Source organism: Streptomyces sp. NPDC034103 (genome assembly GCF_055575395.1).
Genome location: NZ_JBVISS010000009.1, coordinates 283,113 through 302,581, shown reverse-complemented (window position 1 = coordinate 302,581; position 19,469 = coordinate 283,113). Strand labels below are relative to the sequence as shown.

Sequence of the window (19,469 nt, the reverse complement as noted above, 5' to 3'; positions counted from 1 at the left end):
CTGACGTCCAATCACTTCATGAGCGGGGAGCCGGGCGTATCGGAAGAACCGGGACGCCGCCTCCCTCGTACCACCAAAACGGAACCGGCCACCACCAGGACGAACCCCGCCACAGCCGCCCCGATCGGCACCGTCTCGCCGATGGCGCGCAGTTGGCCGCTGTCCTGCTCGGCCTTCTCCACCGCGTCCTTCTGTGTCCCGGTCGTGAAGGCGATCTTCTCGCTGTCCAGCAGCACCACCGCGTCCTTCTTGGCGCCCGGCGCCCGCAGGGTGCGCCTCGGGCCGGTCTGCGCGTAGATCACGCGGCCGGTGCGCTGGTCCACGACCAGCTCGAAGCCGTGGTTGGAGTACCACTCCTCGGCCAGCACCTGCGGACTGTCGGGCCGGCCGACGAGGGTGCCCGGCACCATCCGGCTGCCGACCCGGGTCGGGGCGACCGTGCCGGTGAACCGGTAACCCGTGTACCCCTGGACCTTCTTGGTATCCCGGTAGGTCAGCACGACCGTGTTGCCGAGGGTGTTGTCCCACCACTGGTAGGAGCGTTTCTGCACGTCGAAGGGGAACTTCAGGTACGCCTCGCCCTCGATGTAGGGCGTCTCGCCGCAGCAGTGCACGGGCTTGGTCGTCCTGCGGTCCATCACCCAGCGGTGCGGCACGAAGTCCAGCGCGTCGTGCGGATCCGAGGCGGGCAGCGTCTTGTCGGTGTCGACGGTGGTCGTCACGTCCCACACCGCGTCACCGCTGCGCTCGCTGTCCTCGACGTTGCCGCGCACCCGCTGGGTGACGGTGATCGTCTGACCGTCCAGGGTCTTGACCTTGCCGGTGTCGAAGACACGGCCGGTGCCCTTGTAGACGGCGGTCTGGTCGATGTCGATCGGGTTCACGGCGGCCCGTGGGGTCACGTACCACGCCAGCATGGGCGCCAGGACCAGCAAGAACGTGCCAAGTCCCAGCAGGATCAGGGAGAAAGGAGAGGCTGTACGGCGCATCCGGGCACTCCTGGGGCTCGAGGGTACGGAGTTCGGGCCGCTCTGGGTTCGTCGTCACGCCGCGGGGCGGGCGGCAGTGTGACGACAGGGACCTTGGGCCGGGAACCGTAGGCGGCCCTTGACGGAGTGTCAATGTCGCGCTGACACTGGGACGGACAGACAGGGTGGGACGCCGGGGTGGGGACGCCGGACCGAGCCACTGAAAGGCTGACCCTGCGATGTCCAGACTGCTCGCTGTCGCGCTGACCGTCGTGGCCGCCGCCGCGCTCGCCGTGGGCGCCGCGTTCGGGATCGTCGCGCTGCTGGAGGCGACGCCCGACCAGCCGAACACGCCCTTGATCACGTACGAGCAAGCCGGCCAGGGGAGTTGACCCGTGACGGCGGTGACCTCCCGCTCGGCCTGGCTCGACGTACCACGGCTCAAGGTGCGCCGCTTCGCGGAGATCGCGATGGCGGAGGCACCGGCGCTCGCCGAGGAGATCCTGCGCGAGATCCGCCGTGAGTACCCCCATCTGCCCCTCGTCCTCGACGAGTCGGGCGAACCCATGGCCCTGGTCGGCATCCGCCGCGCCATCGAGGTCTTCGTCCAGCACCTGGAGACCGCCGAGGGCCGCCCCTCGGTCCCGCCCGGCGTCTTCCAGGAGTTCGGCCGCGGCGAGGGCCTCAACGGCCGCAGCCTGGACTCCTTACAGGCCATCTACCGCATGGGCGTACGCCTCGCCTGGCGCCGCTTCGCCGACATCGGCCAGCGCGTCGAGATCCCGCCGCCCGCGATGTACGAACTCGTCGACGCGGGCTACGAGTACCTCGACGGCCTCGTCGACCAGTCGGTCCGCGGCTACGCGGAGGCGGCGGCCCGCCAGGCGGGCGAACGGCTGCGGCTCCAGCGCCGCCTGATGGAGCTGCTGCTGGCCGAGCGCCACCGGCACGGCGACCCCGCCGAGGCCCTCACCGAACGCGCCGCCCGGATCGGCTGGCCGCTGCCCGCACGGGTGGCGGTCGGGGTCCTGCTGCGCCCGGCACGGGAGGCGGTGCCGCCCGCGGTCGGACAGCGCGTGCTCCTGGACATGGAGTACGAGCAGCCCCGCATGGTCGTGCCCGAGCCGGACGCGGCGGGCCGCCCGGAGCTGCTGCAACGCGCCCTGACCGGCTGGGCGGGCGCGATCGGACCCCCGGTACCGCTGGCCGACGCGGCGAAGTCGCTGCGCTGGGCCGAGGCCGCGGTACGGCTGATGGAACGCGGCCTGCTCCCGGCGGGCGAGGTCCTGTACTGCACCGAGCACACGGAGGCGCTGGTGCTCCTCCAGCCCGAGGAACTCATCGACGACCTGGCCCTGCGCTGCCTCGCCCCCCTGGCCCACTGCGGCCCCACCCACGGCCGCCGTCTCGCCGAGACCCTGCTGGCCTGGCTGGAGACCCGCGGCGGCGCCCCGGAGGTGGCCGCGCGCCTCGGCGTGCACCCCCAGACGGTCCGCTACCGCCTGCGCCAGATCCGGGAGCTGTGGGGCGCCGAGATCGACGACCCGGACCGCCGCTTCGAGCTGGAACTGGTGCTCAGGGCGCAGCGGTTGCGAGGGGCGCTCGGGGTGACACGGGGGTAGGCCTCGCGCGTCGTGAGGTCAGGGCCGGGTCAGGTGCGGCGCTTGAACTCCACCGGGCCGGCGTTCATCTGGATCGTGCCGTCCGGGTGCAGGACCGGGCGGCGCTCGGTCATGCGGCTGCTGTAGGCCTCGATCTGGTGGACCGCCGCGCCCTCGGGGACGGTGAAGTCGACGAGGGCGATGGCCACCCAGAAGCGCGTCGAGGTGTTCTCGAACAGCGGCACGGTGACCTGGGAGCCGCGACCGTCGTCCACGACGACCCGGGCGCCGAAGCTCTTGAAGGAACCGAAACCGTTGCTGACCGCGGAGTAGGCACACAGCAGGACGTACCCCTGCTCGTCGGGCCGTCCGACGCGGATCGTCTCGCGGCCGGGGGCGCGGGAGTCGCCGTCGAGCTGGATGTAGGGCGGCTGCTGGAGCGAGCCCAGGTTCTTGTAGTAGACGACGCCGGGTTCCTCGCCGCCCTTCTGCCCGGAGCGGTCCTTCTTGACGATGGTGCCCGCAGCCTGCCCGCCGCCGGGGCGCGCCTGCGAGGCGGGCACGAACAGCGCGTACAGATCGAGGTCGGCACCGCGCTGGCGCCGCTGATCACTGCCGCCGTCCCATTCCAGCGACACGGTGACGACCAGCGCGCGGTCCTGCTTGTCCAGGCTGATCGAGACCTGGCCGCCCTTGTCGAGGCTGACCTTGCCGAGCGGGGGTTTGGTGAGGTCGGCGGGCCGGCCCGCGGGCGCCGGCGGCGGGACAGGTGCGGGCACGGGGGCCGGGACCCGCGCCTCGGGCTCGGGCTCGGCGACCTCGATCCCGAAGTCCGTCGCCAGTCCGGCCAGCCCTTCCGCGTACCCCTGCCCGATGGCCCGGAGCTTCCACCCCTCGCCCCGCCGGTACAACTCCATGAGCAGCACGGCCCGCTCGCCGTCGGTCAGCGCGGGCGGGTGGAAGACGACGGGCTCGCCACCGTCCTGGTGGGCCCGCACGGTGACCTCCTTGACGTCACGGAAGGTACGGGTGGTGTCGTCGGGGTCACAGCTGCCGACGAGCACGACCCGGTCCACGTCGGCGGGCAGCCCACCCGGATCGACGACGACCCGCTCGGCCCCACCCCCGTCGGCCCCCGCATGCCGCACCGCACCGCCCTCGGCGAGCGGCTGGTTGTAGAAGACCAGATCCCCGTCCGACCGCACCCGCCCGTCCGCCCCGACGAGCAGAGCGCTCAGATCCACGGCCTCCCCGGCAACCCGCAACTCCACCGTCACGACCCCGGGCCCCAGCCCGGTGTTCCCGCCCTTGAGCAGCTCAGGCACGGCATCCCCCTCCGCTTTTCGGCCACCCTGTCACACCGGGTATACGCAGGACCATTGCCGGGAGAAAGCCGAGTTGAGTAGCCTGTGTTCGTCATTCCGATCGGCTGTTGAAATTTCGAACGCAGCCTCACATGCAAGGGAGGGGGCCGGACGTGGGACGTCTCGTACCTGCCGTGACCCGGGCTCTCGACATTCTCGAGCTCTTTCTCGACGGGGACGGCACGCTCTCCGCCCCCGACATCGTGCGCAAGCTCCAGCTGCCGCGCACCACGGTGCACGAGCTGGTGACCACGCTGGCCGCGCGGTCGTACATCGTGGCGGTGCCCGGTCAGCCCGGACGCTACCGGCTCGGGGTGCGGCCGTACCAGCTCGGCAGCCGATACGCCGAGCAGCTCGACCTCGCCGCCGAGGGCCAGCAGGTCGCCCGGTCCGTCGCCGAGACCTGCGACGAGACGGTGCACGTGGCGATCCTCGAGGGTACCGACGTCATCTACATCGCCAAGGTGGACTCCACCCACGCGGTGCGCATGGTGTCCGCCGCCGGTCGCCGGCTCCCCGCCCACTGCACCTCCGTCGGCAAGATGCTGCTGGCCTCGCTCCCCGAGCCGGAGCTCGCCTCCCGGCTCCCGGAAGGTGTCGAGCTGGTCGCGATGACCCCGAACAGCATCACCGACCCGGCCGTCCTGCGCGAGGCCCTCGCCGAGATCCGTGAGCGCGGCCTCGCCGTGGAGCGCCGGGAGTCCAACCCGGACGTCTCCTGTGTCGCCGCCCCGGTCCGCGACCGCACCGGGCGGGTCGTCGCCGCGCTGTCCATCTCCGTGCCGATGATCCGCTGGAGCGACGACCGCCGCGAGGAGCTGGAGCAGCTCGCCGCCAAGGGCGCCGCCGAACTCTCCGAGCGCCTCGGTCACCGGAGCGTGGCATGAGCCGCTACGGGTACGAGGTCGCCGTGCGGGCCGAGGCCACCCTCGGAGAGGGGCCCACCTGGGACGCCGCCTCCGGCCGGCTGATCTGGCTGGACATCCTCGGCGCCCGCGTCAACACCTACGACCCCGTCTCCGGCCGGCGCACGGCCCGGGTCGTCGACCAGCACGTCGGCGCCGCCAAGCCGCGCGCCGGCGGCGGGCTCGTCCTGAACCTGCGGGACGGGGTGGCGCTGCTCGACGCCGACGACTCCCTGCGCTGGCTGCACCACGAGCCGGTCCCCGGCCGCCGCGCCAACGACGCCGCCGTCGCCCCCGACGGCTCCCTGTGGGCCGGCACCATGCGCTACGACGAGGCCCCGGGCGGCGGCACCCTGTCCCGGTACACCGGCGACGGCTCGACCGAGACCGTCCTCGACGACGTCGCCGTCAGCAACGGCACCGGCTGGAGCCCCGACGGGCGGCTGATGTACTACATCGACTCGCCCACCCGCCGCGTCGACGTCTTCGACCACGACGCCGGCCGTGTCTCCGGCCGGCGCGCCTTCGCCGAGATCGAGGACGGCGCCGGCTTCCCCGACGGCCTCACCGTCGACGCCGACGGCTGTGTGTGGGTGGCGCTGTGGGACGGCGGAGCCGTACGCCGGTACACTCCGCGGGGCGACCTGGACCGGGTCGTCAGCCTGCCGACCCCCAGGGTCACGGCCTGTGCCTTCGGCGGCGCCGACCTGACCGACCTGTACATCACGACGGCACGGGTCGGCCTGGACGCCCCGCACCCGGTGGCGGGCTCGCTGCTGGTGGTACCGGGCGCGGGGCAGGGGTTCGAGCAGCCGGCCTTCGCCGGGTAGCGGGCGGCCGCTGTCCCGGCGGCTACTGAAGGCCCGCCTTCTTCAACTCCTCGGCGGTCAGCGGCGGCGCGTTCAGCGGGGGCTTCAACGGCCCCACCGCCGCCGCCAGCAGCACCGACGGACTCAGCAGCACCTCCGCCCGCCGCTCCAGCGACGTCACGTCGGTCACGCGGCGGGCGATCCGTCCGTTGCCCGTGGCGGTGTACATCAGCCGGTCCACGTACCCCGCCACCAGCCGGTCCCGCAGCGTCGGCCCGTTCTCCGTGGCGCCCGGATAGAACACGTCCTGGCCGATCGCCAGGTCCCAGGCCGCCCCGACCGGCCGGGCCACCGCCTTCTGGACCCGACGGGACAGCCCGGGCGCGCCCCAGCCGTGCCGCCGGGTCACCTCGCGCAGGATCAGCGCGCTCTGCGCCCCGACCGCCAGCCCGTGGCCGTAGACCGGGTTGTACGCGGCCAGCGCGTCGCCGAGGACCGTGAAGTTCTCGGGCCAGGCCGGCATCCGCTCGTAGAAGTGGCGCCGGTTGACGGTGGTGCGGGTGAACGCCACGTCGGACAGCGGCTCGGCCCGCGCGATCAGCTCGCCGATGATCGGATGCCGCAGCTTCTCGCGGGCGAAGCGGACGAACTCGTCGTCGCAGGAGCCGGAGGGGTCGCAGGAGCCGGCGGGGTCGGTGGAGCCGGAGGGGTTCGAGGAGTCGCGGGGGCCCGAGGGCCCGGCGGAGGCGGGAGGCTCGCCGCCCCTCGTGCCGCTCAGCGTGACCAGCCAGCGGCCGTTCTCGATGGGCAGCAGGACCCCCGCCCGGCCGGGACCTCCCGCCCGTGGATCGACCTGCACGTTGACCACCGGGAAGCCGCCCCGCGCCGGCTCGGGGGCGAGCAGGAGCCGGCTCGCGTACGCCAGTCCGGAGTCGACCTCGCGCCGCACGGGCGCCGGCAGTCCGAGCCCGGCCAGCCAGCGGGGCGCCGCGGAGCCCCGGCCGGTGGCGTCCACGACCAGGCCCGCCCGCAGCGTGCTCTCGCGGCCGTCGCGCCCGCGCAGCCGTACCCCCGTGACCGCCCGAGCGTCGCCGAGCAGGCCGAGCACCTCCGTGCCGTCGAGGACCTCGACCCGCTCGTCGGCGAGGACCCTCTCGCGGACCGTCGCGTCGAGCAGGTCGCGTCCGGCAAGGACCATGTGGTGCGACTCGGGCCAGCGGCGGAACCAGCCGCGCGCCGACAGGGCGACCATGTCCGTCGTGATCGGCGTCCGGCGCGCCCCGGCGGCCCGCAGCGCCCCGGTGATGCCCGGCAGGAGTTCCTCCATGGCCAGCACCCCGCCCGACCAGAGCAGATGCACATGGCGGGCCTGCGGCAGCCCCTTGCGGGGGTCGGGTCCGGCGGGGAGCACATCCCGCTCCACGACGACCACCCGCTCGGCGAGTCCGGCCAGGGCACGTGCCGCGAGCATGCCGGTATGGGACCCCCCGAGGACCACGGCGACTCTGGCGGGGGAGGGGCGTTCACTCATGCGCGGACATGCTCTCTGCCGGGACGGCCGCGCGGGCGCGTACCGCCGTGATCTCGTCGGGGCTGCGCAGGGCGCCGGAGACGGCGTGGATCTCCCGCAGCAGGTAGGTGGTGTCGGGGTCCCCGGTGCCGTCGCCGTCCGGCACGCGCCGTCCGGTCTCGACGGCGTCGAGGATCACCGCCGCGACGGCCAGAGCTCGGGCCCGGCCGGGCTCGACGCCGAGGTCGAGGGCGGCGTCCTGGGCGCGTCGGCGCAGGTCGTCGTCGAGGTGGCGGGAGAGCTGCAGGAGCGCGTCGCGGATGTAGGTCTCGCGGCGGATGAGCCGGATCTCGGGCGCCGCCCGCAGTTCGAACGGCTCGCGGCGACCGGCGACCGTCCGCAGCAGCCGGGCCAGCGGTTTCAGGCTCCGCCGCCGGCGCCGCACGAGCAGCCGCTCCTGGAGGTACTGGCCGGCGTGCGGGACGATCACGCCGACCGCGACCATGGTGGCGCCGATGCAGGCGGCGGACGGCGCGATGTTGGTGTTGAGCCAGTCCAGGTCGTGCCCGGTCCAGCGGGCCACGATGGCGGTGAACTTGGCGGCGCTGAAGAGCAGGTTGGTGACATAGCCGACGCTCAGGAACCGCAGTCCCCAGCGCAGCCAGCCGTCCAGGCCCTCGGTGCGGATCCAGGTCCAGATCAGCCGGGCGGTGATCAGACAGGCCACGGTGTGCACGACCAGGTAGAGGAGGATCTCCTCGCGCATGAACGGCGTGGTGGCGTAGTAGGTGTCCAGGTCCTGGATCTGCTCCACGGGGACGTCGGCCAGCGCGAACAGCACCCACAGCGCGACCACCACGGTGGCGTAGACGGAGACCACCCACCGGGTCGCGCGCCGGGTCTGCTCCCGGCGTTCGGTGTGGCCGTCGCGCCAGTGCACCACCAGCAGCAGCCAGGACGCGGACAGCGCGGTGATCAGGGAGTACACCCAGGGCGCGGCGATGTTGGGGACGCCGGTGACCCGGTTGGTCCAGGCGATGGTGCCCGGGGCCGCGAAGACGAAGACCGAGCAGGCGAGCAGCAGCAGGCCGCCCACGGCGCGCAGCAGCGGGTCCCGCCACAGCTTGACGATGCTGGGCAGCTTGATGGCCAGGGCCACGCCGAGGACGAGGCCCGGGAGCCAGAAGGAGATGTACAGGCCGGAGAGGAACTCGACCGGCCCTGCGGCCAGTTGCGCAGGTGTCACCGCGTTCTGCCTCCGCGTCCGCGATAGCCGAGCGAGCGGTGGACCGGGTCGGGGGAGGCGCCGTCGGCCTCTCCGCAGGCCAGGCCCCGGAACGCGGCGGCCAGCCGGTGCCCGAAGTCGTCCGCCTCGGCCTCGTCCGTCTGCCGGGAGCCGTCGCGGGCCGCGACCGTGAGGGCCACGTCGTCCCAGTCGGGCCGCCCGGTGAGGGCGTGTCCGGCGGCCGTGCCGACGCCGTGGTGGTGGTGCCGGTGCCCGGCGTCGAGGTGCCACAACTCATGGCCGAGGATGACCAGTTGCTGCACCGCCTCGGCCCGCTCCTCGACGATGACCAGGTCGAAGTCCTGGAACTCCACCCAGAGTCCGGTCACCTCGATCTCGTCGGGGAACCGCTCGAAGCGCAGTTCGACGGGGCGTCCGCCGCGGCGCGCGCTCATCTCCTCGCACAGCGCCTGGCACACCTCGCGCACCCCGGTCGGGGGTGTGGGTCTGGCGTGCAGCGCGGCGTCGAGCGCGTCGGCCAGCCGGCGCATCGCGGAGCGGGTTCTCGCACGCCGCAGCGCCGCGGCGACCCGCCCCGCCCTCGTGCGCGCGATGTCCATCGATCCCCCTCTCGCCGCCGCCCGGCAGCCCGTCCGAGCGTACGCGGCGGGAAGTGTCCACGTCATGCGATCCGGCGACCGTTCGTACAACTCCGTACCAGTGACAGCGGCGTTCGGGGTTCTGGAAATGTTGTCCGGACCATTGACTAGAAAGCGCTTCCTATCTACGGTCCCGTTCGAAGTTGCGAGCGCATTTCGAAATATCGAACAAGTGGATCTTCTTCTCCGACTGTAAGGGCAGGCAATGGGACGACCTGACCTGAACCGCAGGCACCTGCTCGCCGTCGCGGGCGGGGCTGCCGTGGCCGGCAGCTTCGGCTTCGCCGCGCTCGGCACCGGCGCCGACGCGCTGGCCGCCGGCGCGGACACCCGGGTGCGCTACTGGAACCTCTTCAGCGGTGGCGACGGCGCCAACATGATCGCGATGCTGGACGCCTTCCGCGCCGAACACCCCGGCATCGCCGTCAAGGACTCCACGCTCCAGTGGGGCAACCCCTTCTACACCAAGCTCGCCATGGCCGCCGCGGGCAACCGCGCCCCCGAGCTCGGCGTCATGCACATGGGCCGGGTCACCGGCTTCTCACCCGGCCGCCTCCTCGACCCCTGGGACGTCGACCTGCTCGCCGAGTACGGCGTACGGGAAGGGGACTTCAACCCCGCCCTGTGGAAGCGCGGTGTCATCGACGGCAAGCTCTACGCCCTCCCTCTCGACATCCACGTCCAGCTCTGCTTCTACCGCAAGGACGTCCTGAGGAAGGCCGGCCTGCTCGGCGACGACGGCCGGATGATTCCGGTCTCCTCCCCCGAGGAGTGGTTCGACGTCCTGAAGAAGGCCAGGGCCGTCCAGAAGAAGGGCTTGCAGACCATCGGCCTGTGGACCCACGACCAGAACTTCCAGTGGTGGTTCTTCGTCGCCTTCTACACCCAGCTCGGCGGGCAGTGGTTCGACGACACCGACACCGACGTCCTCTTCGACGAGGACAAGGCCACCCAGGTCCTGGAGTTCCTGCGCCGGCACGTCACCGACGGATACGTCGTCCCCGGCGCCCCGACCGGCGAGCAGTTCATCAACGGCGCCCCCTTCACCTGGGAGGGCAACTGGTCCGTGCCGGTCTTCTCCGGCGCGAAGCTGGACTACGGCGCCACCCCGCTGCCGCCCGTCTTCGGCAGGCCGGCCACCCACGCCGAGTCGCACGCCTTCGTGCTGCCCCACCAGTCGGGCCGCGGCGGCCCCGGGAACGAGGCCGCCCACGAACTGGCGGCCTATGTCGTCAAGCACGCCCAGCAGTGGGCGGCGGGCGGCCACATCCCCGCCTACACCCCGACCCTGTCCACCCCCGCGTACCAGAAGCTCACCCCGCAGAACGAGTACGTCAGCGCCATGGACCACCAGGCCACCGAGCCCAAGGTGTGGTTCGCCGGCTCCACCGGTGTACTCGCCCAGGACCTCGGCCCGGTCGTCGTCTCCTCCACGACGGGCTCCGCCCGGCCCGCCGCGGTGGCGAGGACGATGAAGAGCCGTCTGACCAGGCTCCTCGCCTCCAAGAACCCGATGGACGGCAGGACCGCCGCGCAGGGAGGTGCGGTCGCATGACGACCAGCGCTCAGACCGTCGTCGCGCCGACCCGCGCCAGGAGCGCGACGGCCACCGCGACCGTCCGCCGCAAGCAGGGCTTCCAGCACGGGGGTTGGTTCGTCGCCCCCTTCCTCCTGCTCTTCGCCCTGTTCGTGGCCTGGCCGCTGCTGCGCGGCCTCTACCTCAGCTTCACGGACGCCAACATCTCCGGCGAGGGCGCGCGTTTCATCGGCCTCGACAACTACCGCGAGGCCTTCCACGACCGGATGATGTGGGACGCGCTGGGCCACAGCGCGTACTTCACCCTGCTCGTCGTGCCCTGCATCACGGTCCTGGCGTTCCTGCTGGCGATGCTCGCGCACCACATCGAGCACGGCACATGGCTGTGGCGCCTGTGCTTCTTCGCCCCCTTCCTGCTCCCCTCCACCGTCGCCGCCAACCTGTGGCAGTGGCTGTTCACCCAGGGCATCGGCCTGTTCAACGAGACCCTCGGGCTCGACACGCCCTGGCTGACCGACAAGTCCTACGCGATGCTCGCGATCGTCATCGCGACCCTGTGGTGGACGGTCGGCTTCTCCTTCCTGCTCTACCTCGCCGCCCTCCAGGGCATCCCCGGCCATCTCTACGAGGCCGCCAGGCTCGACGGCGCGAACGCCTGGCACCGCATGGTCCACATCACCCTGCCGATGCTGCGCAACATCACCGGACTGGTGATCGCGCTCCAGATCCTCGCCTCGCTCCAGCTCTTCGACCAGGCCGTCGTGATGCAGGACTTCGGGCCCGGACCGGAGCTCAGCACCCGCCCCTTCGTCCAGTACACCCTCGAACAGGGCTTCACCAGCTACCGCGTGGGCTACGCCTCGGCGATGTCCATCATCTTCTTCGTGATCATCGCAGTCGTCGCGCTGACGCGGATGTGGCTGCTGCGCACCCGTGAGGAGAGCGTCCGATGAGCAGCACCCCGATCAAGCTCAAGCCGCGCAGCACCTGGACCGCCAGCCAGATCGTCCTCACGGTGATCGGCGGGGTCGTCTCCGCCGTCTTCATGGCACCGATCGCCGCGGCCCTGGTCACCTCCTTCAAGTCCGAGGCGGAGGCGGCCGAGATCCCGCCGCACTGGCTGCCCGAGGTGTGGACGGGCCAGGCGTGGAAGGCGCTGTGGGAGACCGGCAACGTCACCAACTGGTTCGTCAACTCCCTGGTGGTGTCGGTCTGCGTGACGGCCGTCGTGCTGGTGGTGTCCGCGCTCGCCGGATACGGCTTCGCCCGCACCGAGTTCCGGGGCAAGGGCGTCCTGCTGGGCGTGGTGCTGGCGGGCCTGATGGTCTCCCCGGCGATCCTCGGCGTGCCCCTGTTCACCACGGTCCAGCAGATGGGGATGGTCGACACCTACTGGGGCATGATCCTTCCGCAGTGCGCCCCGTCCGCGATGGTCTTCATCCTCTACAAGTTCTTCCAGGGCATCCCGCGGGAGCTGGAGGAGGCGGCGTTCATCGACGGCGCGGGCCGCTGGCGGGTCTTCTTCACCATCGTCGTCCCGCTCGCGCGGCCCTCCCTCGCGGCGGTCGGCATCTTCACCTTCATCGCCTCGTGGAACAACTTCCTGTGGCCGTACACGGTGACCAACAACCCCGACCTGATGACCATGCCCAACGGCATCGCCACCGTCATGAACTCCTACGGCATCCAGTGGGCCCAGCTCATGGCCGGCGGTCTGATGGCGGGCCTGCCGCTGATCGTCGTGTTCGTCTTCTTCCAGCGGCAGATCGTGGCGGGCGTCGCCCACACGGGATTGGCGGGACAGTGACCCTGCGCAGAGCCCTCACCGCCCTCACCGCCGCGGCCGTCCTCGCCCTGCTGCCCAACTCGGCCCAGGCGGAGGCCGCTTACCCCGACCCTCGCCCCATCACGGGCCAGCAGATCATCCACGACCCGACCGTCATCCGCCTCAAGTCCGGCCAGTACGCCGCCTACTCCACCGGCGGCGTCATCGGCGCCCGCCTGTCGAAGGACGGCAAGCGGTGGGACGACGCGGGCAACGCCTTCGCCACGCCCCCGAGCTGGTGGTACGAGTACAACGACACCGGCGACCCCTGGGCCCCCGACATCTCCTACCGGGCGGGCCGCTACTGGCTGTACTACGCGGTGTCGTCCTGGGGCACCAACCACTCCGCGATCGGCGTGGCCACCTCCCCCTCGGGCCTCCCCGGCACCTGGACCGACCACGGCAAGGTCCTCACCTCCGAGACCACCGACCCCTGGAACGCCATCGACCCCGCCCTGGTCAGAGCCGACGGCAGGCTCTGGATGTCCTACGGCTCGTACTGGACCGGCATCCGCATGGTCGAGCTGGACCCGAGGACGGGCAGGGCGAAGGCGGGCGCCCCCGTCCACCACCTGGCCACCCGCCCCGACGCCCCGTACGCGGTCGAGGGCCCGTACATCGTGCGGCACGGCCGCTTCTTCTACCTCTTCGCGTCCTACGACACCTGTTGTGCGGGAGTGAACTCCACGTACAGGATCAGGGTCGGAAGGTCCACGACGGTCACCGGACCCTACGTCGACAGCACCGGCAAGCCGCTGCTGGAGGGCGGCGGCGACCTGCTGCTGGCGGGACACGGGAGGTACATCGGCACGGGCGGCCAGTCGGTCTTCCGCGACCGCGGCCAGGACTGGCTGGCCTACCACTACTACGACGCAGAGGACAACGGCACACCGAAGCTGGGCCTGAACAGGCTCGGTTGGGTCCGTGACTGGCCGGTTGTCAAGTAACTCCGTTCCTGAAAGGTCGCCATGAGCAAGTCCACCGCCCGCTTCACCCTCGACCCCGCGTTCACGGTCGGCGAGGTGAACCCCCGTGTCTTCGGCTCCTTCGTCGAGCACCTGGGGCGCTGCGTCTACACCGGCATCTTCGAACCGGACCACCCCACCGCCGACGACAAGGGCCTGCGCCAGGACGTCCTGGACCTCGTCCGCGAACTCGGTGTCACCGCCGTCCGCTACCCCGGCGGCAACTTCGTCTCGGGCTACAAGTGGGAGGACTCGGTCGGCCCCGCCGCGGACCGTCCTCGCCGCCTCGACCTCGCCTGGCACTCCACCGAGACCAACCGCTTCGGCCTCTCGGAGTACATCGACTTCCTGCGCAAGGTCGGCCCTCAGGCCGAGCCCATGATGGCCGTGAACCTGGGCACGAGGGGAGTCGCCGAGGCCCTGGAGCTCCAGGAGTACGCCAACCACTCCGGCGGCACCGCGCTCTCCGACCTCCGTGCCGCGCACGGTGACAAGGACCCCTTCGGCATCCGTCTGTGGTGCCTCGGCAACGAGATGGACGGTCCCTGGCAGACCGGCCACAAGACGGCGGAGGAGTACGGCCGGGTCGCCGCCGAGACGGCCCGCGCGATGCGCCAGCAGGACCCGAAGGTGGAGCTGGTCGCCTGTGGCTCCTCCAGCCAGTCCATGCCGACCTTCGCCGAGTGGGAGGCGACGGTCCTGAAGGAGACGTACGACCTCGTCGACTACATCTCCCTGCACGCCTACTACTGGCCGGAGGAGGGTGACGTCGACTCCTTCCTGGCCTCGGCCGTCGACATGGAGTCGTTCATCGAGAACGTCGTCGCGACCGCCGACCACGTCGGGGCCCGGCTGAAGTCGAAGAAGAAGATCAACCTCTCCTTCGACGAGTGGAACGTCTGGTACCTGCCCGAGTGGGAGGCGCGCGCCAAGGAGTTCGCGCAGGACGAGTGGCCGGAGGCGCCCCGCCTGCTGGAGGACAACTACAGCGTCATGGACGCGGTCGTCTTCGGCTCGCTGCTGATCGCGCTGCTGCGGCACGCCGACCGCGTCACCGTCGCCTGCCTCGCCCAGCTCGTCAACGTCATCGCGCCGATCATGACCGAGCCGGGTGGCCCGGCCTGGCGCCAGACGACGTTCTTCCCGTTCGCCCAGGCCTCGACGTACGGCCGCGGCGAGGTCCTGGACGTCCGGGTCGACTCCCCGACGTACGCGACGAGGAAGTACGGCGAGGCCGACCTGCTGCACGCGACGGCCGTGCGCGGCGAGGACGGCTCGGTCACGGTGTTCGCGGTCAACCGCGGCCGGACCGAGCCGCTGCCCCTCGAAGTCGTCCTCAACGGGCTGAACCTGACGTCGGTCGTCGAGCACAGCGCCCTCGCCGACGCCGACCCGGACGCCCGCAACACCCTCGCCGAGCCCGAGCGGGTCGCCCCGCACGCGGTCGAGGGCACCGTGCTGAGCGACGGCACCCTGACCGCCGTACTCGAACCGCTGTCGTGGAACGTGATCCGGCTGGCCTAGGCCGACCGGACCCAGCCCCTCACCGCTCGATGGACACCTGTGCGGGTGGGTACGGCGAGGACGAGTTCGTGCCGACGGACCAGTACCCGCCCGCACCGGGGACGGACGCGAGCCCCATCGGCAGCACCGGCGTGGTGGACAGCGGCCCCCGCTCGCTCACCCAGGCCCCGTCCGACCACCGGAGGTAGTGCGCGCGGGTCTGGTCCCAGAAGTCCCAGCCCGCGATGCGGTCGGGGCCGCCCTGGTCGTCGGCGACGATCGCGGTGAGCATGCCGACGGTGAACGGGGTGGTGGCGTAGCTCCAGGCGCTGCCGTCCCAGTGCCGCAGGGTGACGCTCGGCGGCTTGCCGGGCGGGCCGCCGACGCCGTGGTCGTAGCCGGTGAGCCACACGTCGTCCGGGGTGACCGGGAGCAGTCCGGTGACGTACGGGCGCAGGCCGGCCGGGGTGGGCAGCGCGGTCCAGCTCTCGCCGTCCCAGCGGGCGACGAGCGCGGCGTCGTACACCCAGACGTCGCCGCCCGGGGCGATGCGCAGGCCTGCCGGTGCGCTCGTGGGCGGGTTCGGGGGCGGGGTCACCCAGGTCCAGTCGTCCCCGTCGCCCGTCAGGAGGACGCTGCCGTCGCTGGTGCGGCCGGAGAGCCAGACCCGGTCGTCGGCGGCCAGTGCCACACCGGTCAGGGCCGTGCCGTACGCCGGCCGTCCGGCGAAGTCGGACTCCTGCCAGGTCGCCCCGTCCCAGCGCAGCAGTCTGGTCTTGCCGTCCGCGCCGGTGGCGACGGCCCAGGCGGCGCCGTACGAGCCGGCGACCGCGCGCAGATGGCCGCGGCCGAGGGCGAGGTGGGAGAGGTCGAGGCGGGTCCATGCGATGCCGTCCCAGATCAGGGCGAGCGGTGTCCCGCGGGTGCTGCCGTTGCGGCCCTCCTCGCCGACGGCCCACGCGAGGTCGGGGCCGGCGGCGGCGACCGAGAGGAGCTGCGCGGCCGGGCCGCACGCCGGGGCCGGGACGGTCTGCCAGTCGTGCGGGCCGGTCTGCCGCGGGCCGGCGGCCGGTGGTGGTGCGGTCCGGGCGACTCCACTGCTCTCCGGGGCGATGCTCATCGCCGCCCCGGCGCCGAGTAAGCCGCCCAAGAAACGCCGTCTTCGCACAGGGTTCCCCTCCTCACAGGTCGCGCACGCGCACCCCGCCCGCCGTCGCCCCCAGCAGTGTCAGACGGACGTCCTTCGGGCCCGCCTGCGTGGTGCCGTCCGAAAGGACGGCCAGAGCAAGGGTGTTGGCGCCCCGCGTGCGCAGGACGCCGTTCGGCAGGACGAAGGCGTGTTGCGGGCCGACGTCGTTGACGTACTGACCCATGTTCCAGCCGTTGAGGAAGATGTCCACCCGGTAGGCGCGTTCCGGATCGTCGTCGAGGGTGAGGGCGATCGAGGCGTCGGTGCCGGGGTCGACGGACAGCCGGAAGGTCGTGCGGTACCACGTCACGCCCTGGCGGCGGTCCTCGCGCGGCAGCCCGACGCTCTCCCAGTCGCCGTCGTCGAAGCCGGGCAGGTGCCAGCCCTCCCGCTCCCCGTGCAGTCCGCCGCCGTTCAGGGCGCCACGCACCGGGTCGGGCTCCGCCGCGCCCTGGATCCGCCATCTCGCCTTCGGGGACGCCCCCTTGAAGGTGACCGCGGTCAGGCCGCGGGCCGCCCTGTGGGTGTCGCGGGCCTCGTCGTCCTGGTCGTGCTGCATCCGCCGGACGAGGACGGACAGCACGTGCGAGGTGTCCTTGTCCGGCTCCTCCCGCCCCTTCTCGCGGAGCTTCGCGGGGATGCCGAGGACGGCCGTGTCCGTCCAGGTGCCCTTCCGGGCCGTCCCCTTGTCCGGTACCGGCATCCGGTGGGTGCCCAGCGGCTCGCCGTCCAGCCAGGCCATCAACAGGCCCTGGGTGCCGGTGCTGTAGGCGAGGGACACCGACTCGGCGTCCGCGAGGTCCGTGACGCGGGCGCGGTACCAGACGTCGCCGTAGTGGAAGCCGTAGTCGTCCGCGAAGAGCACGGGCCGGCCCTCGGGCACCGGGGTGGTGCTGAACGAGCGTTTCTTGTCGGCCCGTTGCCACGCCGAGTCGTCGAAGTCGGGCTCGGACTCGGGGTTCTCGGTGCGCCGGCGCCAGCCCTTGTCCAGTGCGGGCAGGGGCACGGGGCCCTGTCCGGCCAGCGGGGCGAGAGCGAGGAGGCTGTTGGTGGCGCTGATCCGGGAGGCCACCGGGCGCCCGTTCCAGGTGACCTGGCCGATGCCGCGCGGGCCCCACACCTCCAGACCGGTCACCTTGGTGGTGTCGCCGGTGACCTGGACCGTGGAGTCCTTCAGGGTGACGTCCCGGACCAGCGACGGGCCGTAGACCAGCACCGTCCCGGACGGTGTCTCGCGGGGCCACAGCCGCAGCGCGGTCGCCTCGTCGGCGAACAGCAGCAGCAGCGGGCGGCCGGAGCCGCCGTTCTCCACCTTGACGCGGGCCAGCTCGCCGACGCCGAGCGGGCAGGTCACCCGCAGCAGGCCACGGTCGTAGATCCACGCCGGTTCCGCGTCCAGGCGGGTCGCGGTGGGCTCGTCCGGGCACTCCAGGACGACCTGGGCCATGTCGCCGTACCGGCCGGAGAAGACGGCGATGTCCTGCCGCCCGGCGGCGACGAACATGGCGAGCTGGGCGGTGGCGTACCGCAACGTCCGTCCACCGAGCCGCATTTGGGTGGTGAGGAGCTTGGCGTCGTGGGCCGGGACGGTCACCGGGACCTCGATGCCGGCGTCCGGCAGCGGGGTGGAGACGTCCTCGGCGGAGTCGTTGCGCACGACGTAGACGTGGGAGCCGGTGTCGCGGTTGGTGAGGTGGGTCACCGTGAGCCGGTCGTCGTGCGGCGCGACCGGCCTCGCCCGGTCCAGCTTCGCGAAGTCGGGGATGTGCCGCAGCAGATGACCGAGCTGGTGCAGCGGGGCGAGCGCGGCCGTCTGCCGGCGCCCCTCGTCCAGGGGTGCCCCGTGGTCGTACGACGTGTAGACCTGCGGTGCGGGCAGCCGGCCCCAGGAGGTGCCGCCGAAGGCCATGGGGACCTCGTGCAGCGTGACCCCGTCGGCGAGGTCGGCGAGGTGGCGGCGCCGCTCGTACGCCGCGTTGCGGGTCCGCCGCACCTCCTCGTACCCCTTGCCGTCGAAGGGCGCCCCGCCCCACGGGACCGCCGCCGTGTCCGCGGCCGTGAAGGAGTCGGCCACCAGCCGGCCGGCACGCCCCGGGCCGTGCGGGAGGAGGGGGACGTCGATGCCGTCCGCCCGTGCCTTCGCGCGCAGATGGGAGAGGTAGGCGGTGTCGACGCCGCTCTCCAGCTGGTGGAGCAGGACCGTGCCCGTGCCCTTGGTGTACTGGTGCCGGGCGGCGATCGCGTGCACCCGCGTCAACCACGCGTCCGCGTGCGCCAGATAGGCCGGGTCGGTGGTGCGGGCCCGGCCCCCGGTCGCCGTCAGCCAGCCGGGCAGGCCGCCCGCGTCCACGTCGGCGCCGATGTACGGGCCCGGGCGCAGGATCACGTACAGACCGGTCTCGGCGGCCGTGCGCAGGAACAGGTCCAGGTCGCGCACGCCGGTGAAGTCGTAGGTGCCGGGCGCGGGGGAGTGGTGGTTCCAGGCCACGGGGACGCTCACCGCGTTGTGGCCGTGGGCGCGCATCTTCTGCAGCACGTCCCGCCACAGCGACGGGCTCGGCAGCCGGAAAGGGTGCATCTCGCCGGACCACAGGACCAGCCGACGGCCGTCGACGAGCAGGGAGTAGCGGTCGAGAGCGACGGTGTGCGCTCTGCCGTCCGCGGCGGGCGGGCTCGGCGGCGGCCCCGTGGGCGTGGGCCCGGGCGTGGCGGAGGACGGCAGCGTGCCGCCACTGCCGGACAGCGCCAGGCCGAGCGCGGTCGTGCCGGCCAGGGCGCTGAATGTACGTCTGCTGAGCTCCACGCGAGCGTCGCCTCCTGTTGTGCCTGCGTTTCCCGGGGACGCGAGTGAGGGACCATTCTCCACGCCGTGAGGGGCACGCCTCACAATGGGAGGCATGAGGATCTCGGCACGGGCGGACTACGCGGTCAGAGCGGTACTGGAGCTCGCCGTGCGACAGGGTGACGGGTCGGTCAAGGCGGAGGCCATCGCCGCCGCTCAGGACATCCCGCACAAGTTCCTGGAGGGGATCCTCGGCGACCTGCGGCGCGGTGGCGTGGTCGACAGCCGGCGCGGCGGCAACGGCGGTTACCGGTTGGCCCGTGACCCGGCCCTGATCACGGTCGCCGACGTGATCAGGGCTGTGGACGGCCCGATCGTCTCGGTGCGCGGCGAACGCCCCAACAAGCTCTCCTACACCGGCTCCGCGCAGCCGCTGCTGCCGCTGTGGATCGCGCTGCGCGCCAATGTGCGCCGCATCCTGGAGGGCGTGACCGTCGCCGACATCGCGGCGGACGCGCTGCCGGAGCCGGTCCAGGCGCTGGCGGCGGAACCGGCCGCGTGGGAGAACCCCTGACGCTCCCCGCGGCGATCCCGTTCCTGTGAAGGAAATGTGAAAAGCGCAGGTGT

At 72.2% G+C, this 19,469-nt stretch carries 17 protein-coding genes; 10 read left to right on the top strand and 7 right to left on the bottom strand.

The window, feature by feature from the left end:
• Positions 1–11: 11 nt before the first annotated feature.
• Positions 12–989 carry a cell envelope lipid trafficking protein PgfA gene (gene pgfA, locus ACZ56U_RS22060; RefSeq protein WP_469085696.1) on the bottom strand — a complete coding sequence of 326 codons (978 nt, stop codon included), beginning with the start codon at positions 987–989 and terminating at the stop codon, positions 12–14.
• A 218-nt stretch (positions 990–1,207) separates the two neighbouring features.
• Here pgfA and ACZ56U_RS22055 point away from each other — a divergent pair, with 218 nt between their 5' ends.
• Together ACZ56U_RS22055 and ACZ56U_RS22050 are read left to right on the top strand one after the other, a co-directional pair.
• On the top strand, positions 1,208–1,360 hold the full coding sequence (locus ACZ56U_RS22055; RefSeq protein WP_391229296.1) for a hypothetical protein: 153 nt from the start codon (positions 1,208–1,210) through the stop codon (positions 1,358–1,360).
• A gap of 12 nt (positions 1,361–1,372) precedes the next feature.
• Complete coding sequence (locus tag ACZ56U_RS22050) at positions 1,373–2,590, top strand: PucR family transcriptional regulator (protein ID WP_469085836.1); 1,218 nt, start codon at positions 1,373–1,375, stop codon at positions 2,588–2,590.
• A 29-nt stretch (positions 2,591–2,619) separates the two neighbouring features.
• Here ACZ56U_RS22050 and ACZ56U_RS22045 read toward each other — a convergent pair whose 3' ends face one another.
• Complete coding sequence (locus ACZ56U_RS22045) at positions 2,620–3,894, bottom strand: TerD family protein (protein WP_469085695.1); 1,275 nt, start codon at positions 3,892–3,894, stop codon at positions 2,620–2,622.
• 152 nt (positions 3,895–4,046) lie between these two features.
• Between ACZ56U_RS22045 and ACZ56U_RS22040 the strand changes: the two genes are divergently transcribed.
• Positions 4,047–4,820 carry an IclR family transcriptional regulator gene (locus ACZ56U_RS22040; protein ID WP_469085694.1) on the top strand — a complete coding sequence of 258 codons (774 nt, stop codon included), beginning with the start codon at positions 4,047–4,049 and terminating at the stop codon, positions 4,818–4,820.
• Positions 4,817–5,668: an SMP-30/gluconolactonase/LRE family protein gene (locus ACZ56U_RS22035; protein WP_469085693.1), complete on the top strand. Its 852-nt coding sequence runs from the start codon at positions 4,817–4,819 to the stop codon at positions 5,666–5,668. Before ACZ56U_RS22040 ends, ACZ56U_RS22035 begins: the two co-directional genes overlap by 4 nt.
• 22 nt (positions 5,669–5,690) lie before the next feature.
• On the opposite strand, the gene ACZ56U_RS22030 is transcribed toward ACZ56U_RS22035, so the two are convergent.
• From ACZ56U_RS22030 to ACZ56U_RS22020, 3 genes are read right to left on the bottom strand one after another with little or no spacing between them, the layout of a single operon-like run.
• The gene (locus tag ACZ56U_RS22030; RefSeq protein ID WP_469085692.1) at positions 5,691–7,178 is read right to left on the bottom strand and encodes an NAD(P)/FAD-dependent oxidoreductase; all 1,488 of its coding nucleotides are present in this window, start codon (positions 7,176–7,178) and stop codon (positions 5,691–5,693) included.
• Positions 7,171–8,403, bottom strand: coding sequence for an MAB_1171c family putative transporter (locus ACZ56U_RS22025; RefSeq protein WP_469085691.1), 1,233 nt, complete (start codon positions 8,401–8,403; stop codon positions 7,171–7,173). Before ACZ56U_RS22025 ends, ACZ56U_RS22030 begins: the two co-directional genes overlap by 8 nt.
• A complete protein-coding gene (locus ACZ56U_RS22020; protein ID WP_469085690.1) occupies positions 8,400–9,002 on the bottom strand; it encodes a toxin-antitoxin system, toxin component family protein in 603 nt (200 codons plus the stop codon). The genes ACZ56U_RS22025 and ACZ56U_RS22020 overlap by 4 nt, the downstream gene beginning before the upstream one ends.
• 244 nt (positions 9,003–9,246) lie before the next feature.
• Between ACZ56U_RS22020 and ACZ56U_RS22015 the strand changes: the two genes are divergently transcribed.
• Genes ACZ56U_RS22015 through arfA form a run of 5 tightly spaced genes read left to right on the top strand, consistent with a single transcriptional unit; the run spans position 9,247 to position 14,892 of the window.
• Complete coding sequence (locus ACZ56U_RS22015) at positions 9,247–10,596, top strand: extracellular solute-binding protein (RefSeq protein WP_469085689.1); 1,350 nt, start codon at positions 9,247–9,249, stop codon at positions 10,594–10,596.
• Entirely contained in the window at positions 10,593–11,531 is a 939-nt protein-coding gene (locus ACZ56U_RS22010; RefSeq protein WP_469085688.1) for a carbohydrate ABC transporter permease, read from the top strand. Before ACZ56U_RS22015 ends, ACZ56U_RS22010 begins: the two co-directional genes overlap by 4 nt.
• Positions 11,528–12,385 (top strand): carbohydrate ABC transporter permease, encoded by an 858-nt coding sequence (locus tag ACZ56U_RS22005; RefSeq protein WP_469085687.1) that lies wholly within the window; start codon positions 11,528–11,530, stop codon positions 12,383–12,385. The genes ACZ56U_RS22010 and ACZ56U_RS22005 overlap by 4 nt, the downstream gene beginning before the upstream one ends.
• Positions 12,382–13,350 carry an arabinan endo-1,5-alpha-L-arabinosidase gene (locus ACZ56U_RS22000; protein ID WP_469085686.1) on the top strand — a complete coding sequence of 323 codons (969 nt, stop codon included), beginning with the start codon at positions 12,382–12,384 and terminating at the stop codon, positions 13,348–13,350. The genes ACZ56U_RS22005 and ACZ56U_RS22000 overlap by 4 nt, the downstream gene beginning before the upstream one ends.
• Before the next feature lie 21 nt (positions 13,351–13,371).
• Complete coding sequence (gene arfA, locus ACZ56U_RS21995) at positions 13,372–14,892, top strand: arabinosylfuranosidase ArfA (protein ID WP_469085685.1); 1,521 nt, start codon at positions 13,372–13,374, stop codon at positions 14,890–14,892.
• A gap of 19 nt (positions 14,893–14,911) precedes the next feature.
• Here arfA and ACZ56U_RS21990 read toward each other — a convergent pair whose 3' ends face one another.
• Together ACZ56U_RS21990 and ACZ56U_RS21985 are read right to left on the bottom strand one after the other, a co-directional pair.
• Positions 14,912–15,991 carry a hypothetical protein gene (locus ACZ56U_RS21990; RefSeq protein WP_469085684.1) on the bottom strand — a complete coding sequence of 360 codons (1,080 nt, stop codon included), beginning with the start codon at positions 15,989–15,991 and terminating at the stop codon, positions 14,912–14,914.
• A 61-nt stretch (positions 15,992–16,052) separates the two neighbouring features.
• Entirely contained in the window at positions 16,053–18,863 is a 2,811-nt protein-coding gene (locus ACZ56U_RS21985; RefSeq protein WP_469085683.1) for a beta-galactosidase, read from the bottom strand.
• Positions 18,864–18,957: 94 nt separating this feature from the next.
• Here ACZ56U_RS21985 and ACZ56U_RS21980 point away from each other — a divergent pair, with 94 nt between their 5' ends.
• Positions 18,958–19,416, top strand: a complete 459-nt coding sequence (locus tag ACZ56U_RS21980; protein ID WP_469085682.1) for an RrF2 family transcriptional regulator — start codon at positions 18,958–18,960, stop codon at positions 19,414–19,416.
• Positions 19,417–19,469: the final 53 nt, after the last annotated feature.